At 59.4% G+C, this 15,864-nt stretch carries 19 protein-coding genes (1 of these 19 cut by a window edge); 7 read left to right on the forward strand and 12 right to left on the reverse strand.

The genetic code is table 11. The features are described 5' to 3' along the window. Nucleotides 1-125 precede the first annotated feature (125 nt). On the forward strand, nt 126-503 hold the full coding sequence (locus AC0IXS_RS15240) for a COG4315 family predicted lipoprotein (protein ID WP_057408739.1): 378 nt from the start codon (nt 126-128) through the stop codon (nt 501-503). Between the two features lie 20 nt (nt 504-523). Here AC0IXS_RS15240 and ubiA read toward each other — a convergent pair whose 3' ends face one another. Both ubiA and AC0IXS_RS15250 read right to left on the reverse strand, forming a co-directional pair. Further along, a complete protein-coding gene (gene ubiA / locus AC0IXS_RS15245) occupies nt 524-1,414 on the reverse strand; it encodes a 4-hydroxybenzoate octaprenyltransferase (protein ID WP_122668861.1) in 891 nt (296 codons plus the stop codon). Beyond that, a complete protein-coding gene (locus tag AC0IXS_RS15250; protein ID WP_471825028.1) occupies nt 1,414-1,974 on the reverse strand; it encodes a chorismate--pyruvate lyase family protein in 561 nt (186 codons plus the stop codon). Before AC0IXS_RS15250 ends, ubiA begins: the two co-directional genes overlap by 1 nt. A gap of 186 nt (nt 1,975-2,160) precedes the next feature. Between AC0IXS_RS15250 and AC0IXS_RS15255 the strand changes: the two genes are divergently transcribed. The 5 genes from AC0IXS_RS15255 to AC0IXS_RS15275 all read left to right on the forward strand — a co-directional run bounded on the left by AC0IXS_RS15255 (nt 2,161) and on the right by AC0IXS_RS15275 (nt 5,240). Continuing rightward, nucleotides 2,161-2,328, forward strand: coding sequence for a rubredoxin (locus AC0IXS_RS15255; RefSeq protein ID WP_002555879.1), 168 nt, complete (start codon nt 2,161-2,163; stop codon nt 2,326-2,328). 23 nt (nt 2,329-2,351) lie between these two features. Beyond that, nucleotides 2,352-3,497: an NAD(P)/FAD-dependent oxidoreductase gene (locus tag AC0IXS_RS15260; RefSeq protein ID WP_471825031.1), complete on the forward strand. Its 1,146-nt coding sequence runs from the start codon at nt 2,352-2,354 to the stop codon at nt 3,495-3,497. Nucleotides 3,498-3,685: 188 nt separating this feature from the next. Then, complete coding sequence (locus tag AC0IXS_RS15265) at nt 3,686-3,985, forward strand: HU family DNA-binding protein (RefSeq protein WP_004881597.1); 300 nt, start codon at nt 3,686-3,688, stop codon at nt 3,983-3,985. Nucleotides 3,986-4,253: 268 nt separating this feature from the next. Next, on the forward strand, nt 4,254-4,694 hold the full coding sequence (locus AC0IXS_RS15270) for a hypothetical protein (protein ID WP_057408736.1): 441 nt from the start codon (nt 4,254-4,256) through the stop codon (nt 4,692-4,694). Nucleotides 4,695-4,862: 168 nt separating this feature from the next. After that, nucleotides 4,863-5,240: an SCP2 sterol-binding domain-containing protein gene (locus tag AC0IXS_RS15275; RefSeq protein ID WP_004881594.1), complete on the forward strand. Its 378-nt coding sequence runs from the start codon at nt 4,863-4,865 to the stop codon at nt 5,238-5,240. On the opposite strand, the gene AC0IXS_RS15280 is transcribed toward AC0IXS_RS15275, so the two are convergent. From AC0IXS_RS15280 to AC0IXS_RS15325, 10 genes are all read right to left on the reverse strand, one after another. After that, nucleotides 5,241-7,202, reverse strand: coding sequence for a DUF7844 domain-containing protein (locus AC0IXS_RS15280; protein WP_025995430.1), 1,962 nt, complete (start codon nt 7,200-7,202; stop codon nt 5,241-5,243). Next, nucleotides 7,199-7,519, reverse strand: a complete 321-nt coding sequence (locus AC0IXS_RS15285; RefSeq protein WP_004881587.1) for a DUF2388 domain-containing protein — start codon at nt 7,517-7,519, stop codon at nt 7,199-7,201. Before AC0IXS_RS15285 ends, AC0IXS_RS15280 begins: the two co-directional genes overlap by 4 nt. Before the next feature lie 38 nt (nt 7,520-7,557). Continuing rightward, a complete protein-coding gene (locus AC0IXS_RS15290) occupies nt 7,558-7,863 on the reverse strand; it encodes a DUF2388 domain-containing protein (RefSeq protein WP_449122155.1) in 306 nt (101 codons plus the stop codon). 92 nt (nt 7,864-7,955) lie between these two features. After that, entirely contained in the window at nt 7,956-8,276 is a 321-nt protein-coding gene (locus AC0IXS_RS15295; protein ID WP_025995428.1) for a DUF2388 domain-containing protein, read from the reverse strand. Nucleotides 8,277-8,595: 319 nt separating this feature from the next. Next, nucleotides 8,596-8,811: a DUF1127 domain-containing protein gene (locus AC0IXS_RS15300; RefSeq protein ID WP_004881584.1), complete on the reverse strand. Its 216-nt coding sequence runs from the start codon at nt 8,809-8,811 to the stop codon at nt 8,596-8,598. Nucleotides 8,812-9,131: 320 nt separating this feature from the next. Then, entirely contained in the window at nt 9,132-10,625 is a 1,494-nt protein-coding gene (locus AC0IXS_RS15305; protein ID WP_122436825.1) for an acetyl-CoA hydrolase/transferase family protein, read from the reverse strand. Between the two features lie 180 nt (nt 10,626-10,805). After that, nucleotides 10,806-12,260 carry an NAD(P)(+) transhydrogenase (Re/Si-specific) subunit beta gene (locus tag AC0IXS_RS15310; protein WP_057409707.1) on the reverse strand — a complete coding sequence of 485 codons (1,455 nt, stop codon included), beginning with the start codon at nt 12,258-12,260 and terminating at the stop codon, nt 10,806-10,808. Then, nucleotides 12,257-12,580 carry an NAD(P) transhydrogenase subunit alpha part 2 gene (locus tag AC0IXS_RS15315; RefSeq protein WP_004881581.1) on the reverse strand — a complete coding sequence of 108 codons (324 nt, stop codon included), beginning with the start codon at nt 12,578-12,580 and terminating at the stop codon, nt 12,257-12,259. The genes AC0IXS_RS15310 and AC0IXS_RS15315 overlap by 4 nt, the downstream gene beginning before the upstream one ends. Nucleotides 12,581-12,590: 10 nt before the next feature. After that, nucleotides 12,591-13,712, reverse strand: coding sequence for a Re/Si-specific NAD(P)(+) transhydrogenase subunit alpha (locus tag AC0IXS_RS15320; RefSeq protein ID WP_122668862.1), 1,122 nt, complete (start codon nt 13,710-13,712; stop codon nt 12,591-12,593). Nucleotides 13,713-14,138: 426 nt separating this feature from the next. Then, nucleotides 14,139-15,047 carry a LysR family transcriptional regulator gene (locus AC0IXS_RS15325; RefSeq protein ID WP_122668863.1) on the reverse strand — a complete coding sequence of 303 codons (909 nt, stop codon included), beginning with the start codon at nt 15,045-15,047 and terminating at the stop codon, nt 14,139-14,141. 155 nt (nt 15,048-15,202) lie between these two features. Here AC0IXS_RS15325 and AC0IXS_RS15330 point away from each other — a divergent pair, with 155 nt between their 5' ends. Next, nucleotides 15,203-15,864, forward strand: the 5' portion of a protein-coding gene (locus AC0IXS_RS15330) for an acyl-CoA dehydrogenase (RefSeq protein WP_029241618.1). The gene runs 520 nt beyond the window's last position; the window shows 662 of its 1,182 coding nt (coding positions 1-662); its start codon is at nt 15,203-15,205; its stop codon lies beyond the right edge, outside the window.

The following is a 15,864-nucleotide window of genomic DNA, read 5'->3' on the forward strand; positions in this document are numbered from 1 at the left end:
TTAGATAACGGAATTATTGCAGTCGTGTGACAGGTTGGGATGAGGCTATCACGCATGCCATCGGCGGACTAAGCTGGGTGGGCTGTCTCGAACTCATTTCTACGATAAAAAAGAGGATGTACCCGATGGCTAATGTCTCTACTTCACTCAAGTGTCTGCTGGCTGCCGCTGCCCTTGTATCGTCCGCACTGGCCTTCGCGGCCGAGCCTGCCATGGAGCAGGACGGCAAACTGGTCGATCATAAAGGCATGGCGCTCTACACCTTCGACAAGGACAGCACGGGCAAATCCGCCTGTAACGATCAGTGTGCGATCAACTGGCCGCCGCTTGCCGCGGAAGCCGACAGTTCGGCCGAGGGCAAATGGACAGTGATCACCCGTGACGACAAAAGCCGGCAATGGGCTTACGACGGCAAGCCGCTCTACACCTTCAAGAGCGACACCAAGGCGGGCGAAGTCACCGGTGACGGCAAGGGTGGTGTCTGGCACGTGGCCAAACCCTGAGGCGTGAAGCCATTGGGTGATCAGCGCACCGCGTAGTCGGCGACGATTCCCAGGAATATCGCCAACCCTGCCCAATGATTATGGAGAAAGGCCTTGAAGCACGCGTCCCGCTCGCGCAGGCGCGTGCTCCAGAACTCCCAGGCAAAGCAGCCTGCGGCGACTGCCAGACCTGCGTAGAAACACATCCCCAGCTCGAACCGCGAACCGGCGAGCATCAGGCATCCCAGTGCCAGACCCTGCAACGTCAGAATGATCACGCGGTCCGCATCGCCGAACAGCACGGCGGTGGATTTCACACCAATCTTCAGGTCGTCGTCGCGGTCCACCATGGCGTAGTAGGTGTCGTATCCGACTGTCCACAACAGGTTGGCGATGTACAGCAGCCAGGCAGCGGCAGGCAGCTCGCCGGTCTCGGCAGTGAACGCCATCGGCATGCCCCAAGAGAAGGCCGCGCCCAGCACCACCTGCGGGTAATAGGTGTAGCGCTTCATGAAGGGGTAGCAGGCCGCCAGCGCCAGACCGCCGAATGACAGCCAGATGGTCGTGGCATTGGTGAACAGCACCAACACAAAGCTCAGGCCCACCAGCACCGAGAACAGAATCAGTGCTTCCCGGCCGCTGACCTTCCCGCTGACCAGGGGCCGCTGCTCGGTACGCTTCACATGACCGTCCACCTTGCGGTCGGCATAATCGTTGATCACGCAGCCTGCTGCGCGCATCAGGAATACACCGACCGTGAAGATCAGCACGTTTGCCAGCGACGGCGAGCCCTTGCCGGCTATCCAGAGCGCCCACAATGTTGGCCACAGCAGCAGATAGACGCCGATCGGCTTGTCGATTCGTGTCAGCTGGACGAAGTCCCAGACGCGTGGGTTCAGGCGATTCAGTGATTTGAGCAACGACAGGTACATCAGACGGGGTCCTTGTTCTGAACCAGGCTCAGGAAAGACGGCAGGAAGACTTCGGCGACCAGCACGCGCAACGGGCCGCGACTGAAGCAGGAGCGGCGTGCCCACAGGCCTTTGGCAGAATCGGCAGGCGGCAGGCAGGTGGCAGGGTAACGGCAGACTTCGAGCGGGCCACGGTCGAATGCAGGGTCACTGAACAGCAACTCACCCAGTGAACGCGATCCCAGCGTGTCCATCTGCAACCCGCCGTTCTGCAGGGCGCTGCGGGCCGCTACGCTGCGAGCGAAGACCCAGCGGTTGCCATTGCCGAGCAGATACACTTCGCGAACCCAACCCTCGCTCGCCTCGGGCAGCGCCAGTGCGGCGCATTCGTCATCGCGTAATGACTGCCAGCCTTCGAACAGCGGAATGACGCTGAATCCTCCGTCGGACAGACGGTCCAAGCGACGGGTCAGGGAATCCTGATTGAACAGCCAGTCCAGAATCACCGGCGCGGGTGCATCGAGCAACCGGTCGCGCTCAAGCCAGACTGGCGTCGTAAAGGCGGGGTTTTGCTGGGTCACGGTAAGCATGCGTCGGCAGTTATCGGGGCGGCGAGCTTATCACGATTGATGACCCCGACAGCCGGGGGGAAGACAGCCAGTTATATAAACGGGCTTGCATCCCGGACTGCCGATCAGTACAACGCCCCTTCAAGCGGCGAACGACCGCTGCGCCAATACTCAGCCTGATGAATAGAGAACCGAACCATGAAGAAGTGGCAATGCATTGTCTGTGGTCTGATTTACAACGAAGCCGATGGCTGGCCGGATGACGGCATCGCGCCGGGCACGCTCTGGCAGGATGTACCGGAAGACTGGCTGTGCCCCGACTGTGGCGTCGGCAAGATGGACTTTGAAATGATCGAAATCGGTTGATCCACCTCACTCGGGAAACAGCAATGAGCGCACCTGTCGTCATCATCGGTACTGGCCTTGCGGGCTACAACCTCGCTCGGGAATTTCGCAAGCTGGACAGCGAAACGCCGCTGTTGCTGATCACTGCCGATGACGGCCGGTCGTACTCCAAGCCCATGCTGTCCACCGGGTTCGGCAAGAACAAGGAGGCCGACGGACTGAGCATGGCCGAGCCTGGCGCCATGGCCGACCAGTTGAAGGCTGAAGTGCGCACGCACACGCGCATCAGCGGTATCGATCCCGGCCACAATCGCCTGTGGGTCGGTGAAGAGGCTGTGTATTATCGCGATCTGGTGCTGGCCTGGGGCGCTGAAACCATCCGCGTGCCGATCGAGGGCGACGCAGCAGATGCGGTGTTCCCGATCAACGATCTGCAGGACTACGCGCGCTTTCGAGCGGCCGCTGTAGGCAAGCGCCGTGTACTGATTCTGGGTGCAGGCCTGATCGGCTGCGAATTTGCCAACGACCTGATGCTGGGCGGCTACGAAGTGGATCTGGTCGCGCCCTGTGAACACGTCATGCCAACACTGCTGCCCGCCGCCGCGGCGGCTGTGCAGAACGGGCTCGAAGGGCTGGGCGCGCGTTTCCACCTGGGGCCGGTGCTCACGCGCCTGCAACGCAGTGGTGAGGGGTTGGAAGCTCATTTGTCCGACGGTCAGGTAATCAGCTGCGATCTGGTGGTGTCGGCCATCGGCCTGCGGCCCAGAATCGATCTGGCGGCAGCCGCAGGTTTGCAGACCGGACGCGGCATTCTGGTTGATCGTTATCTGCAGACGTCGCACGCCAACATCCATGCGCTGGGTGACTGTGCGGAAGTCGACGGCTTGAACCTGTTGTACGTGATGCCTTTGATGAGCTGCGCAAGAGCGTTGGCCCAGACCCTGGCCGGAACGCCAATGTCGGTGAAATACGGGCCGATGCCGATCACTGTCAAGACGCCTGCCTGCCCGCTGGTGGTTTCGCCGCCTCCGCGTGGAACACAGGGTGTCTGGAGCGTCGAGGGGCAGGGCGCTGACATCAAGGCACTGTGTCACGACGCCGAGGGACAATTGCTGGGTTATGCGTTGACCGGGGCCGCCGTTATGGAAAAACTCGCCCTGAACAAGGCGTTACCTGCGTTATTGGCATAATTTCGCGTCATTTTGTCGGATAGGACACTTATTTGTACCGATAAACCTCGTCCATCCACTGGCGCAGGTAACGTCGGCATGCCATCCTCGCTCTCGTCTGCCGCTACGTAGAGCCGTCGCGGCGCCTTGTTACTGTTTGCCATAAGCAGTACGGAACATAAAAACAAAAACCGTAAAAGAGGCTTCATATGCGTAAACCACAACTTGCAGCCGCCATTGCTGAAAAGGCGGATCTGACCAAAGATCAATCCAACCGTGTTCTCAATGCCATTCTTGAAGAAATCACCGGCGCTCTGTCTCGCAAGGACAGTGTCACCCTGGTTGGCTTCGGTACATTCCTGCAACGCCATCGTGGAGCCCGTACCGGCAAGAATCCGCAAACCGGCGAACCGGTGAAAATCAAGGCAAGCAACACGGTAGCCTTCAAACCGGGCAAAGCCTTGAAAGACAGCGTCAATCCCGAGCCAGCCAAAAAGAAGAAATCCTGATAACAACGGCTTGCCTCGGCGGGAGGTGAGCAGTGAGCGACGGGCACATCAGTCAGACTGGGTGCCCTTTTTTCATGCGCGCAGAACAACCGTTGCGCCAATGACGTTGCGTTGACTTCGCGTAAGAAGTTTCCTACTTGATTGCACTCGTCTGCCTTCCAACAGCTCAGCCTTTCCTGACTTTTTATCGTTGCCCATTCCCTTAAAGTCCCGCTCCCGCAGCTCTTCTGGCTCGCGGCGCTGAACACTAAATCTTGGGAAGTCAAAAATGAATAAGCTATGGAAGTTCGCTGCTGTTGCAACCCTGATCGCCGCCACCTCGGGCTGCGTGAGTTACAACGTGAGCCAGCCGACTGCACCACTGGAAGGCACCGTCAAAACCGATCTGAAGGCTGACGTGAAAGTGGGCGGCATCATCAGTGGTGAATCCTCGACCAACGTGCTGTTCAACTTCCTGAGCATCGGCGGTGATACCCAGTTCGCGGACGGCGTTGCCTACGGCGGTGCGAGCGGCGGCGGAATGGGCCTGGCACTTCCAGACCCGGTATCGACGGCCAAGGCTGCCGCAGCCTACAAGGCTGTCAAATCTTCCGGTGCCGACCTGATCGTCGCTCCACGTTATGAAGTCAACGTGAAGGACTACTTCATCTTCAAGAAGGTGGATGTAAAGGTTACGGGTAACAAGGGCAGCATCAGCAGCATCCGCTGATTGATCGCCGGAGTGCTGCCTTGCCTGCCAGGGCAGCACTCACGAGCTGAAACAATTGTCGCGATTCTCGCCGAAAATAAGAATTTTCCTACAGGAAGCAGGCGGCTAAACCGCTACACTGCGCCGCCGATTCTGACCGCCGGTTCGAACTCTTGCTGAGGCTGTTACATGAAATTTCGCTTTCTTCTCTGGATGCTGGGCCTGCTGATGGGCCGCGCCAGTCGTAACAACCCTGCGTTCCAGCAACAGTTGGCGGGCAAGGACCTGACGTTCCAGTTGCAGACAACAGACGGCAGGATCGCCCGCCACTTCGTGGTTCGTGATCAGCGTATTCACAGTGTGAAAGGGCTGGCTGCAGAGCCTGCGTTTGCCATCTCGTTTCGCGATGCCGCATTCGGCTTTGCCACCCTGCAGGCCAAGAACAAGCAGTTGGCCTTCATGCAGGGTATTCAGGACAAGGACATTCAGATCAAGGGCAATCCGGCCCTGGTGATCTGGTTCCAGGGCCTCACCAAATATCTCAAGCCTAAAAAGAAGACCGGTTGATCAAGGCAGCTGCAATCCGCCCGATGCCTTGTGCAAGGCGCGCAGGTGATCACCCATCTGCTTGAGGTTGGCTTCGTTCGCGGCGATTTCCTTCGCACGTTCCGGGCCCAGCAACGCGCGTACTTCCTTGTCGAGGTCGCCCGTCAGGCGCTTGAGTTGCTTCTGGCGCTGGCTGCTCTCGCTTTCCAGCTGTTGCCATTCCGTAGCCTGCGGCAAGCCGTAACCTCTGCTGCCGAGCAATTCTGCAGGGCGGCTGAGAAAGCCGCTGCTGGCCAGCAGTTCCTGCAAGGTGCCGGTTGCTTTCGAGACGCGGCCGTCTTTCTGCTCCCGAGCCCCGAGATAGCTCTGCTTAACTTCGTCCTGGGCCAGCAGCAACTGCCGACGCAGGCTGGCCTGTTCAAGCAGCAGAATGGCGGCGCTGGTGCGCAGGTCTGCCTTGTCGAACCACTGACTGCGCTCGTGAGCGGGCAGGCTCATCCAGTCTTCGACGGTGGTCTGCCGGATCGGCAGTTGTTTCTTCAGCACCTCGAACATGGCCTGATAGCGGTCGCGATAGGAATCGAAGCGGTAGCCAAGACGTAGCGCTTCCTTGGGATCGTCCAGCACGCTGGTATCAGCCAGGCCGCGCCCTTTGAGCACTTCGAGCAAACCGTTGGGCAGGATGCTGTCCAGACCAACCAGCTTGGGATTATGTGTGCCGCTGCGAAGCAGCTTGAGGTTCTCCACCGCACAATTGTTCGACAGGAAGTAATAGTTGCCGTCGTAGCTCCAGTGCATTTCGGCGGCATGCTGGACCAGCCCTTCGATTTCAGGGCGCGACAGCGTGATCGGTACCGACGCCAGGCTGCGCAGTTCTGTCTTGGTGTACTCGTCGATTACCTGCGCCAGCGGCAGCACGAACAGTCGCGAAGGGTACGCGCCCATCAGGCCGTCCCAGCTGGATAACTGTACGTCTCCCACAAAAGCGCGGTAGGACAGGACCAGATGCTGGTCCAGGTCGAGCCGACAGTCCGGCCCGCGTGGGCGACCCGGCTTGCAGATCACCAGACGCAGCATGCTGTGGCCCCAACGGCTCACCCAGTTCTGATTCGCCTCGGCCAACAGGTAGTCGACGGCGTAGACGCGTTCGGGGTCCAGCTTGCCCAGAGGCTCCCGGCCAAAATCACTGCCCGCGTTCAGGTAGGGATAGAAGGTGGGGCAGGTCTCTTTTGCAGCAGGTGCCCAGCCGAAACGCTCCTTGTAGTAGGCGTACAGCGCAGGACGACGACAGGCGTAGGCCGGGTCGAGCAGGAAGTACTCCATGTTTACCGCCACGAACTCGAGCGGGCTGGTGGTCTCATAGATGTCGGGACTGCGGGCAACCTGACCGTTATGTTCTTCCCGCTCGCCACGGCGCCCGACGTACTGCTGCCAGCCGGCAAGGTCCAACAGGCGAGGATCGTCACTCAGAGTGAAACGTCGTTCGGTCTGGCCGCGGCAGTCATCGGGCAGGCCGACGTTGCCCAGCGAGCTGTTGCGACGGGAACAGCGCACCAGCGTCGCCCGCTCGCTCGCCGACCACAGGCGTGCGCGGTCATAAATGTGAGTCAGCTCATGCAGTACGGTGGCGAGCATTTCCCGGCGTACCGTGCCGTGCGGCCGACCAGTCTGCGTCGTCGCGGCAGAGCCGTCGGTCAGCGCAGGCAACAGATGGGTATTGAGGTACAGCTGATAAGGGCCTGCCGCCTGGCCGTAGGCGTTTTGCGGCATGTCACTGGACCAGCTCACGTTGACAGTGCGGTCCAGCGACTCGACGAAGCTGGGCGGCAGAGCGCGCATGGCCTCGTCGATCAGCGCCTGGCTGGCTTGCTGTTGGGCCGCATCAAGGCCGTTGGTCTGCAGCTCAAGCTTCAGGCTGGCTGAAGCATAAGTCCCGACCAGCGACAATGCGCCGGCAAGCAGCCAGACGCCAAGTCGCCTCACAGTGCGAGGATGGCTTCAGCCAGTGTCTGGTCGCTGGCATCGCGCGCTTCCGGCACGCGGGCACGCAGCGTATCGAAGGCCGCGTCGAGCTGGGCGCCATGGATGTCGCCGTTGCTGGCGACGTAGCTGGCTGCATCGTCCCGGGCTTCGCGCACGACCTTGGAGTCGCGGATCGAGGTGGTGGTGTCCGAGGTGAAGTCGATGGTACGACCAAACGCACGGACAATGATGTTACTCGTGGCAACAACGGTCTGAGCCTGGGCCAGGTCGGCCATCAGCAGCAGGCCAAGGGAAACAGCAATCAGCGGCGTACGCATGTCAGTAACATCTCCAGTTACGCAGAAAGGCAAAGTGGCTATTGGACGAGGATTGCCTGCGCCAGTTCAAGGTCGCTGGCACGAAGTTTTTCATCAGCCTGGCGCAGGCTGCGCAAGGCCGACTCGAGTCTGGCCCCGCGGATCTTGCCGTCGCTGGCGATGAACGCAGCAGCATCATCCTGAGCTGCCATGATCTGCTTGTTATCGAACGGTGAGCTGCTGACCTGGCTGGTGGCATACCCGGTCTTGACCAGGCCCTGCGTGGTTGAGTCGAAGGCATGGGCAGAACCCGTCCAGACCAGGATGGCGAGAGAAGCGAGCAAAAGAGAGTGCAATGAACGCATGGCTTTCACGTACCGGCAAAACAGGCGTCAAGGCTAGCGCAATGCTCTGGCCGGAGCTACCCCGGCAGCTTGCAGGCCGCCGGAGGCACTCGTCAGATGGCCAGAATGGCCTGAGCCAGCTGGGCATCGGTGGCGTGCAGTTCAGGCAACTGCTGACGGATGTGCTGGAAGGCGCCTTCCAGTTGCGCACCGCGGATATCGCCGGCGCTGGCCACGAAGCTGGCCGCATCGTCACGTGCTGCGCGAACGATCTTGTCGTCCTTGAACGAAGACGAAATATCGGAGGTCGCATCGGTCGATGCCGCGACAGCGCCGACGACTGTGTCGGTCGTTACGATGAAGCTGGAGGCGTTGGCGCTTGCGGCAGCGGCAGTCAGCAGAACGGCAGCGCCAAAGGTACGTAGCAGGGACATGGTCGAATTCCGTCAGATGGAGTTACAGGCAGAGGTTGCGGGAGGCACAGGCTGTGTGCCAGGCCGATCAGGCGTCCAGCCTATATCAGCGCTGTCGGGCTTGCTATTGCAATACCGCGTTGAAACGCCATACGGCATACATGAAATGGTAACTGTACTGGCTTTATTTTGTAACACTTAAAACTGTACTTGTTTTGCTTTTGAAATCCTTGCCGCACAAATGACAAGACCCGATTCAGTTGCCTGAATCGGGTCGTGTATGAAGCAATTCGGGTTGCTGGCGGGAGACTTCAGCAGTCTGGGGCCAGCGGGCGCTGCATTAGCGCCAGAACGGCTTGCTCAGCTCTTCGTAACGCTGTGCTTCGCTGATACCTGCGTCGGCCAGCAAACGTGCATCCAGGCGAGCCAGTTGATGGCGGCTGGAGAGACGGCGCTGCCAGAGCATCAGGTTAGCGAACATGCGCAGAGGCAAGGACGATTTGGCAGTAGTGGCGGTGCTTTCGCTGAACAGATCGGAACTGATTGTACGTTCCATGGTGTGACTTCCTTCCGCTTGTGGCGGGATAAGTGAGTTGCTTGACTGGTGCCCATTCTCCGCTTGATTGGCCAGTCCCCATAGACACAGTTCATCTGTATTGTGAGGGTTCAGTTAACTGTTTATAGGGACTGTTTTGTTCGTTATTGGGGCAACTGTACCGGTCTGCACATTTTTAGTGCATTTTGCGAGAGGTCGCACTGAATCTGGCGCGCATCAGGCTGTTTTTTACCAGTACAGCAGTACAGTTTTTTCAAGTACAGGGAATGGTGAAGGGAAGGTGGGCAATAAAACCACTTGCTCACCTCAAACTGTCTTGTTCAGGCGGGCAACATGCGACCGGTCTCTTCCAGATTCAGGTGCCAACTCAGTGCGTCGCGCAGTATGTGAGGCGTATGACCACCGCGCTGGCAGGCGGCGTTGAAGTAGTCATTCAGCGCCGCGCGATAATCAGGATGAACACAGTTGTCGATGATCACCCGGGCGCGCTCACGCGGCGCCAGGCCACGCAGATCCGCCAGACCCTGTTCGGTCACCAGAATGTCCACATCATGCTCGGTGTGATCGACATGGCTCACCATTGGCACCACGCTGGAAATCGAGCCGCCCTTGGCAATCGACTTGGTCACGAAGATGGCCAGATGCGCGTTGCGTGAGAAGTCGCCGGAGCCGCCGATGCCATTCATCATTCGCGTGCCGCACACATGGGTGGAGTTCACGTTGCCGTACAGGTCGAACTCCAGGGCTGTGTTGATCCCGATGATACCCAGGCGGCGAATGACCTCCGGATGATTGGAGATTTCCTGCGGGCGCAGCACCAGTCTGGATTTGTAGCGATTGAAGTCGGCGAACACCTGAGCGTGCTTGGAGGCTGAAAGCGTCATGGAGCTACCCGAGGCAAAGCTCAATTTGCCTGCATCGAACAGATCGAAGGTGGAATCCTGCAACACCTCCGAATACATGGTCATGTCATGGAAGGGCGAATCCAGCAAACCGTGCATCACTGCGTTGGCAATGGTCCCGATGCCTGCCTGTAACGGCATCAGGGTGTTGGTCAGCCGGTCTTCACGCACTTCATTCTTGAAGAACTCCACCAGGTGTTGGGCAATGGCCTGGGTTTCCACATCCGGCGGCAGCACGGTGGACGGGGAGTCAGGCTGGTTGCTGATGACGATGCCGACAATCTTGGCCGGATCGATCTTCACTGCATGGCTGCCAATCCGTGAATCGGCTTCCAGCACCGGAATCGGCAGACGTGTAGGGCGGTAGCTCGGAATGTAGACGTCATGCAGGCCTTCCAGCTCAAGCGGCTGGGCCAGATTGATCTCGACAATCACCTGTTTGGCGAGAATGGCGAAGCTGGCGGAGTTCCCCACCGAGGTGCTCAACACCAGATGACCGTCCTCGGTGATGGCGACGCATTCGATCACGGCCAGGTCCACGGCCTTGATCTGGCGATTGCGCAGTTGCTCGACGGTATCGGACAGGTGCTGATCGATGAACATGACGGTGCCGTCGTTGATGGCGCGGCGCAACGTGCTGTCCACCTGGAACGGCATGCGCCGGGAAAGCACACCGGATTCGGTGAGTTGCTTGTCCAGATCGTTGCCCAGGCTGGCGCCTGTCATCAGGCTGATCTTCAGTGGCGAGGTCTTGGCGCGTTCGGCCAGCGCCTGGGGAACGGCTTTGGCTTCGCCTGCGCGGGTGAAGCCACTCATGCCGACGGTCATGCCATCTTCGATCAGGGCAGCGGCGTCGGCTGCGCTCATTACCTTGCTCATCAGGGAGGGCAGGCGGATACGGTCACGGTACATGGATTCTTTCTCGGAGGTGGAGACGAGCGACAAGTCTAGAGAGTCGGGCCTTGTTCGTCCCGCTACCATGGTCGCATTTGAGGGCTCTAATTAGCGGGTCTCAGCGCAAAACACTGTTACGTGAAATGCAAAAAGCCCCGGTCGCAACGCGAGCCGGGGCTGTGCTGAAGCAGATGCAGGCTATGCGTTATCGACCGCCTTCACCATGTCCTCGATCACCTTTTTGGCGTCTCCGAACACCATCATGGTCTTGTCCAGATAGAACAGTTCGTTATCCAGACCGGCGTAGCCGCTGGCCATCGAGCGCTTGTTGACGATGATGGTCTTGGCCTTGAATGCTTCGAGGATCGGCATCCCGGCAATCGGCGATTTCGGATCGTTCTTGGCGGCCGGGTTGACCACGTCGTTGGCGCCGAGCACCAGCACCACGTCTGCCTGACCGAACTCGGAGTTGATGTCGTCCATCTCGAACACTTGGTCATAAGGCACTTCCGCCTCGGCCAGCAGCACGTTCATGTGGCCTGGCATGCGGCCTGCCACCGGATGGATCGCGTATTTCACCGTGACGCCGTGATGCACCAGCTTCTCGGTCAACTCCTTGAGCGCGTGCTGGGCACGTGCCACTGCCAGACCGTAGCCCGGCACTATGATGACGGTGTCGGCATTGGTCAGCAGGAAGGTGGCGTCGTCCGCCGAGCCGGATTTCACCGGGCGTGCTTCCTTGGCACCTGCCGGGCCTGCCGTGTCCGTTGCGCCACCGAAGCCGCCGCCGATGACATTGAAGAAGGAGCGGTTCATCGCCTTGCACATGATGTACGACAGGATCGCGCCGGACGAGCCCACCAGCGAGCCGGCGATGATCAGCATCGAGTTGTTCAGCGAGAAGCCGATGCCCGCCGCCGCCCAGCCCGAATAGCTGTTGAGCATCGAGACCACCACCGGCATGTCGGCCCCGCCAATCGGGATGATCAGCAGAACGCCGATCACGAATGCCAGGGCGAGCATGATGGCGAACGCGTTCAGGCTGCCGGTGAACATGAACGTCAGACCGAAGAACAGGGTGGCCAGGCCGAGAATCAGGTTCAGCTTGTGCTGTCCGGCAAACTGTACGGGTGCGCCCTGAAACAGGCGGAATTTGTACTTGCCTGACAGCTTGCCGAACGCAATCACCGAGCCGGAGAAGGTGATCGCACCAATCGCCGCGCCCAGGAACAGTTCCAGACGATTGCCGGTCGGGATGGCGTCGCCCAGGTTGCGAACGATACCCAGCGACTGGGGCTCGACCACCGCCGCGATGGCAATGAACACCGCTGCCAGACCGATCATGCTGTGCATGAACGCCACAAGCTCGGGCATCTTGGTCATCTCGACGCGCTTGGCCATGATGGAACCGGCTGTGCCACCGACCAACAGGCCGACGACTATATAGCCGATCCCTGCGCTGGTGCCTTCAGCGGTCGACAGGGCCGCGAGCTTGAACACCAGGCCGATCGTCGTGATGACTGCCAGCCCCATGCCCAGCATGCCGAACAGGTTGCCACGGCGCGAAGTCGTCGGGTGGGACAGGCCTTTGAGTGCCTGGATGAAGCAGATCGACGCGATCAGATACAGCAGCGTCACCAGATTCATACTCATGGCTTCTGCACCTCGTCTTTCGCTTTGGGTGCCTTTTTCTTGAACATTTCCAGCATTCGCCGGGTAACCAGAAAGCCGCCGAACACGTTGACCGCGGCCAGCGCGACCGCCAGCGTGCCCATGGTCTTGCCCAGCGGAGTGACCGTGAGCGCGGCGGCGAGCATCGCACCTACAATCACGATGGCGGAGATAGCGTTGGTCACGGCCATCAATGGCGTGTGCAGCGCAGGCGTCACGTTCCAGACCACGTGGTAGCCGACATAGATCGCCAGCACGAAAATGATCAGGTTGTAGATGCCGGGGGAGATCAACTCTTCCATTGGTGTGTCCTCAGCCGTTCTTGCGGATGACCTGGCCGTCGCGGCACATCAGGCACGCGGCGACGATGTCGTCTTCCAGGTTGATCGAGAATGCGCCGTCCTTGTCGAACAGCAGCTTCATGAAGTCCAGCAGGTTGCGCGCATACAGCGCCGAGGCATCGGCGGCGACCAGCGCTGGCAGATTGGTGTGGCCGACGATGGTCACGCCATGCTCGATCGTGACCTGATCCGCCACAGTCAGAGGGCAGTTGCCACCCTGCGCGGCAGCGAGGTCGATCACCACGGAGCCCGGTTTCATCTGTGCCACGGTCTCGGCGCTCAGGAGTACCGGTGCCTTGCGGCCGGGGATCAGCGCGGTGGTGATGACGATGTCCGAAAGCTTTGCGCGTTCATGCACGGCGACAGCCTGACGCTGCATCCAACTGGCGGGCATGGGGCGTGCATAGCCGCCGACGCCTTCAGCGCATTCGCGCTCTTCGTCGGTCTCGTAAGGGACATCAATGAATTTCGCACCCAGCGATTCGATCTGCTCTTTCACAGCCGGTCGCACGTCCGACGCTTCGACCACTGCACCCAGACGCTTGGCAGTAGCAATCGCCTGCAGGCCGGCCACACCGGCGCCGAGGATCAGCACCCTGGCCGCTTTCACCGTTCCGGCGGCCGTCATGAGCATCGGCATGAAGCGCGGGTAGTGATGAGCGGCGAGCAGGACGGCCTTGTAACCGGCAATGTTGGCCTGCGACGACAGCACGTCCAGGCTCTGTGCTCGCGACGTTCTTGGAGCGGCTTCAAGCGCGAAGGCGGTAATGCCACGCTCGGCCATCCGGGCGATGTTCTCGTTATTGAAGGGGTTGAGCATCCCGATCACGATCGTGCCGCTCTTTATAAGCGTCAGTTCGCTTTCATTCGGGGCCACGACCTTGAGGATAAGTTCGCTGGCGAAGGTGTCGTCGGCTCCGTTTATGGCGGCGCCTGCGGCCTCATAGGCACTGTCCGGTACGCTGGCATGAATGCCTGCTCCGCTTTGTACAGTGACGCTATGTCCCTGGCTGATCAGCTTCTTGATGGTCTCCGGGGTGGCAGCCACCCGGGTTTCACCTGACTGGGTTTCGAGAGGAACACCAATGTGCACGACAGAATCTCCTGCGCGATCTTTTTATCTTCATGAATAAACCAGTGCACTACGGCTGGTGCGTCTGGAGTAGCCGGCCAGCACGCCCCTGAATACAGGGAGCGCCGCATTTTGCAGGCGAAGTCAAAGGGCTTCAACATATTATGTAACGAGACTGAAAATTAACTACAAGTCATCCTGTGACCTATTGTCGCAAGGGTCACCTTCAAGCCTTTGTTTACGGGGTTTTTTTAGGTTTATAGCTGAATCGGGCTAAAGACCGACGTTTTTCCCGCGCGCAGCCGCAGAACTGAAAAACCGGGCTTTAACCCTTATAAATAGAAGGTTTAAGGCATTGTTGAGCGTTATCGTACAACTGTTTTATATGCGACATATGCTTATATCTGTAGGTAATAAGCATCATGCACTACACGCTATCACAGAGGCTCAAGCCCTTACGGATGGCAGCGTGTAGCCATTTGCCTGATCAATGAGCCAGTCACGGAAAGCCCGCAATGATGCTGATTCGACTTTTCGCTCCGGAATCATCAAGTGATAAGCCTTGTTACTCGGTAACGAACGGGCGTTGGCAATCACAAGGCGTTTTTCATGCAGCTCACGCTGAATGAGAAAGGGTGGGATCAGCGCCAGGCCCATGTCGTGCATGGCGGCTTGCGCAAGCATGGAGAACAACTCGTAGCGAGGGCCTGTCATGTCGCGTGCGATGTTGAGGTTCTGAGCGTTGAACCACTGTCGCCAGGCGTAGGGGCGCGTGGTCTGCTGAAGCAACGGCAGTTCGGCCAGTTCGCTCGCATCGAGATGCTCGCGGCCTTGCATGAAGGCGGGGCTGCAGACGGGCATGGAATTCTCACTCATCAGCCGATGTGCTTCGGTGCCCGACCACTCGGCATCGCCAAAGTAGATCGCAGCGTCGAAGTCGGTATCGGCGAACAGGAACGGACGTGTGCGATTGGTGAGGTTGACTGTCACTTCAGGGTGCCTGTTCTGGAAGTCTCTCAGGCGAGGCAGCAGCCACTGAGTGCCGAAGGTTGGCACCACGGCAAGCTCGATGACGCTCGTTCCCTGCTGACCCATGATCGACAGCGTGTCGCGCTCCACGGCATCCAGCTGCAGTGCGACCCGACGGCTGTAGGAAAGTCCGGCTTCCGTCAGCTTCACGCCGCGCCGTGAGCGTCGGAAAAGCTCGAGGCCAAGAAACGCTTCCAGGCTGCCGATCTGTCGGCATACGGCCCCTTGGGTGAGCGACAGTTCCTCGGCGGCCCTGGTGAAGCTCTCGTGGCGCGCGGCAGACTCGAAGCTGATCAGTGCGGTGGTGCTGGGTATCTTGCGTCTCATGTACGGTGTCCTCACTGATCGCTCTGATTTTTCGAGCCTTGCAACGTTTCGGAGTGAGAAATTAGCACAACAGGTTGAGGATTCCTCGTTTGTCGATGCGGCGATCCGGGTCTAGGATCAGGCACACACCATTCAGGCATACGTGAGGGCAGGTTATGAGCGGCAAAGCGAGTTTCAACTGGATCGATCCTCTTTTGCTGGATCAGCAGCTCACTGAAGAAGAGCGCATGGTTCGTGACAGCGCCGAACAGTTCGCCCAGAGCAAGCTTGCCCCACGAGTACTGGAAGCCTTTCGTCACGAGCAGACCGACCCGGCCATCTTTCGCGAGATGGGCGAAATGGGATTGCTGGGCGCGACCATTCCAGAAGAGTTTGGGGGTAGCGGTCTCAATTATGTGTGCTATGGCCTTATTGCCCGTGAGGTCGAGCGTATCGACTCCGGTTATCGCTCCATGATGAGCGTGCAATCTTCGCTGGTCATGGTGCCGATCAATGAATTCGGTACGCAGGCGCAGAAACAGAAGTACCTGCCCAAACTGGCCTCCGGCGAATGGATTGGCTGTTTCGGTCTGACCGAGCCCAACCACGGTTCCGATCCGGGCGCCATGATTACCCGCGCCAGGAGTGTCGAGGGCGGCTATCGACTGACTGGCAGCAAAATGTGGATCACCAATAGCCCGATTGCCGACGTGTTCGTGGTCTGGGCGAAGGATGACGCGGGTGATATCCGCGGCTTCGTTCTCGAGAAAGGCTGGGCGGGTCTCAGCGCTCCGGCGATCCACGGCAAGGTCGGTCTGCGGGCATCCATCACCGGCGA

The organism is Pseudomonas sp. AC016 (assembly GCF_979253365.1).

What these genes read in the sequence shown, in the direction of transcription:
- AC0IXS_RS15275 (WP_004881594.1), top strand. Translation starts at nt 4,863, where the DNA reads ATGAAATTTCGCTTTCTTCTCTGGATGCTGGGCCTGCTGATGGGCCGC.
- AC0IXS_RS15290 (WP_449122155.1), bottom strand. Translation starts at nt 7,863, where the DNA reads ATGCGTTCATTGCACTCTCTTTTGCTCGCTTCTCTCGCCATCCTGGTC.
- AC0IXS_RS15285 (WP_004881587.1), bottom strand. Translation starts at nt 7,519, where the DNA reads ATGCGTACGCCGCTGATTGCTGTTTCCCTTGGCCTGCTGCTGATGGCC.
- AC0IXS_RS15265 (WP_004881597.1), top strand. Translation starts at nt 3,686, where the DNA reads ATGCGTAAACCACAACTTGCAGCCGCCATTGCTGAAAAGGCGGATCTG.
- AC0IXS_RS15255 (WP_002555879.1), top strand. Translation starts at nt 2,161, where the DNA reads ATGAAGAAGTGGCAATGCATTGTCTGTGGTCTGATTTACAACGAAGCC.
- AC0IXS_RS15310 (WP_057409707.1), bottom strand. Translation starts at nt 12,260, where the DNA reads ATGAGTATGAATCTGGTGACGCTGCTGTATCTGATCGCGTCGATCTGC.
- AC0IXS_RS15315 (WP_004881581.1), bottom strand. Translation starts at nt 12,580, where the DNA reads ATGGAAGAGTTGATCTCCCCCGGCATCTACAACCTGATCATTTTCGTG.
- AC0IXS_RS15305 (WP_122436825.1), bottom strand. Translation starts at nt 10,625, where the DNA reads ATGTACCGTGACCGTATCCGCCTGCCCTCCCTGATGAGCAAGGTAATG.
- AC0IXS_RS15295 (WP_025995428.1), bottom strand. Translation starts at nt 8,276, where the DNA reads ATGTCCCTGCTACGTACCTTTGGCGCTGCCGTTCTGCTGACTGCCGCT.
- AC0IXS_RS15240 (WP_057408739.1), top strand. Translation starts at nt 126, where the DNA reads ATGGCTAATGTCTCTACTTCACTCAAGTGTCTGCTGGCTGCCGCTGCC.
- AC0IXS_RS15325 (WP_122668863.1), bottom strand. Translation starts at nt 15,047, where the DNA reads ATGAGACGCAAGATACCCAGCACCACCGCACTGATCAGCTTCGAGTCT.
- AC0IXS_RS15270 (WP_057408736.1), top strand. Translation starts at nt 4,254, where the DNA reads ATGAATAAGCTATGGAAGTTCGCTGCTGTTGCAACCCTGATCGCCGCC.
- AC0IXS_RS15260 (WP_471825031.1), top strand. Translation starts at nt 2,352, where the DNA reads ATGAGCGCACCTGTCGTCATCATCGGTACTGGCCTTGCGGGCTACAAC.
- AC0IXS_RS15300 (WP_004881584.1), bottom strand. Translation starts at nt 8,811, where the DNA reads ATGGAACGTACAATCAGTTCCGATCTGTTCAGCGAAAGCACCGCCACT.
- ubiA (WP_122668861.1), bottom strand. Translation starts at nt 1,414, where the DNA reads ATGTACCTGTCGTTGCTCAAATCACTGAATCGCCTGAACCCACGCGTC.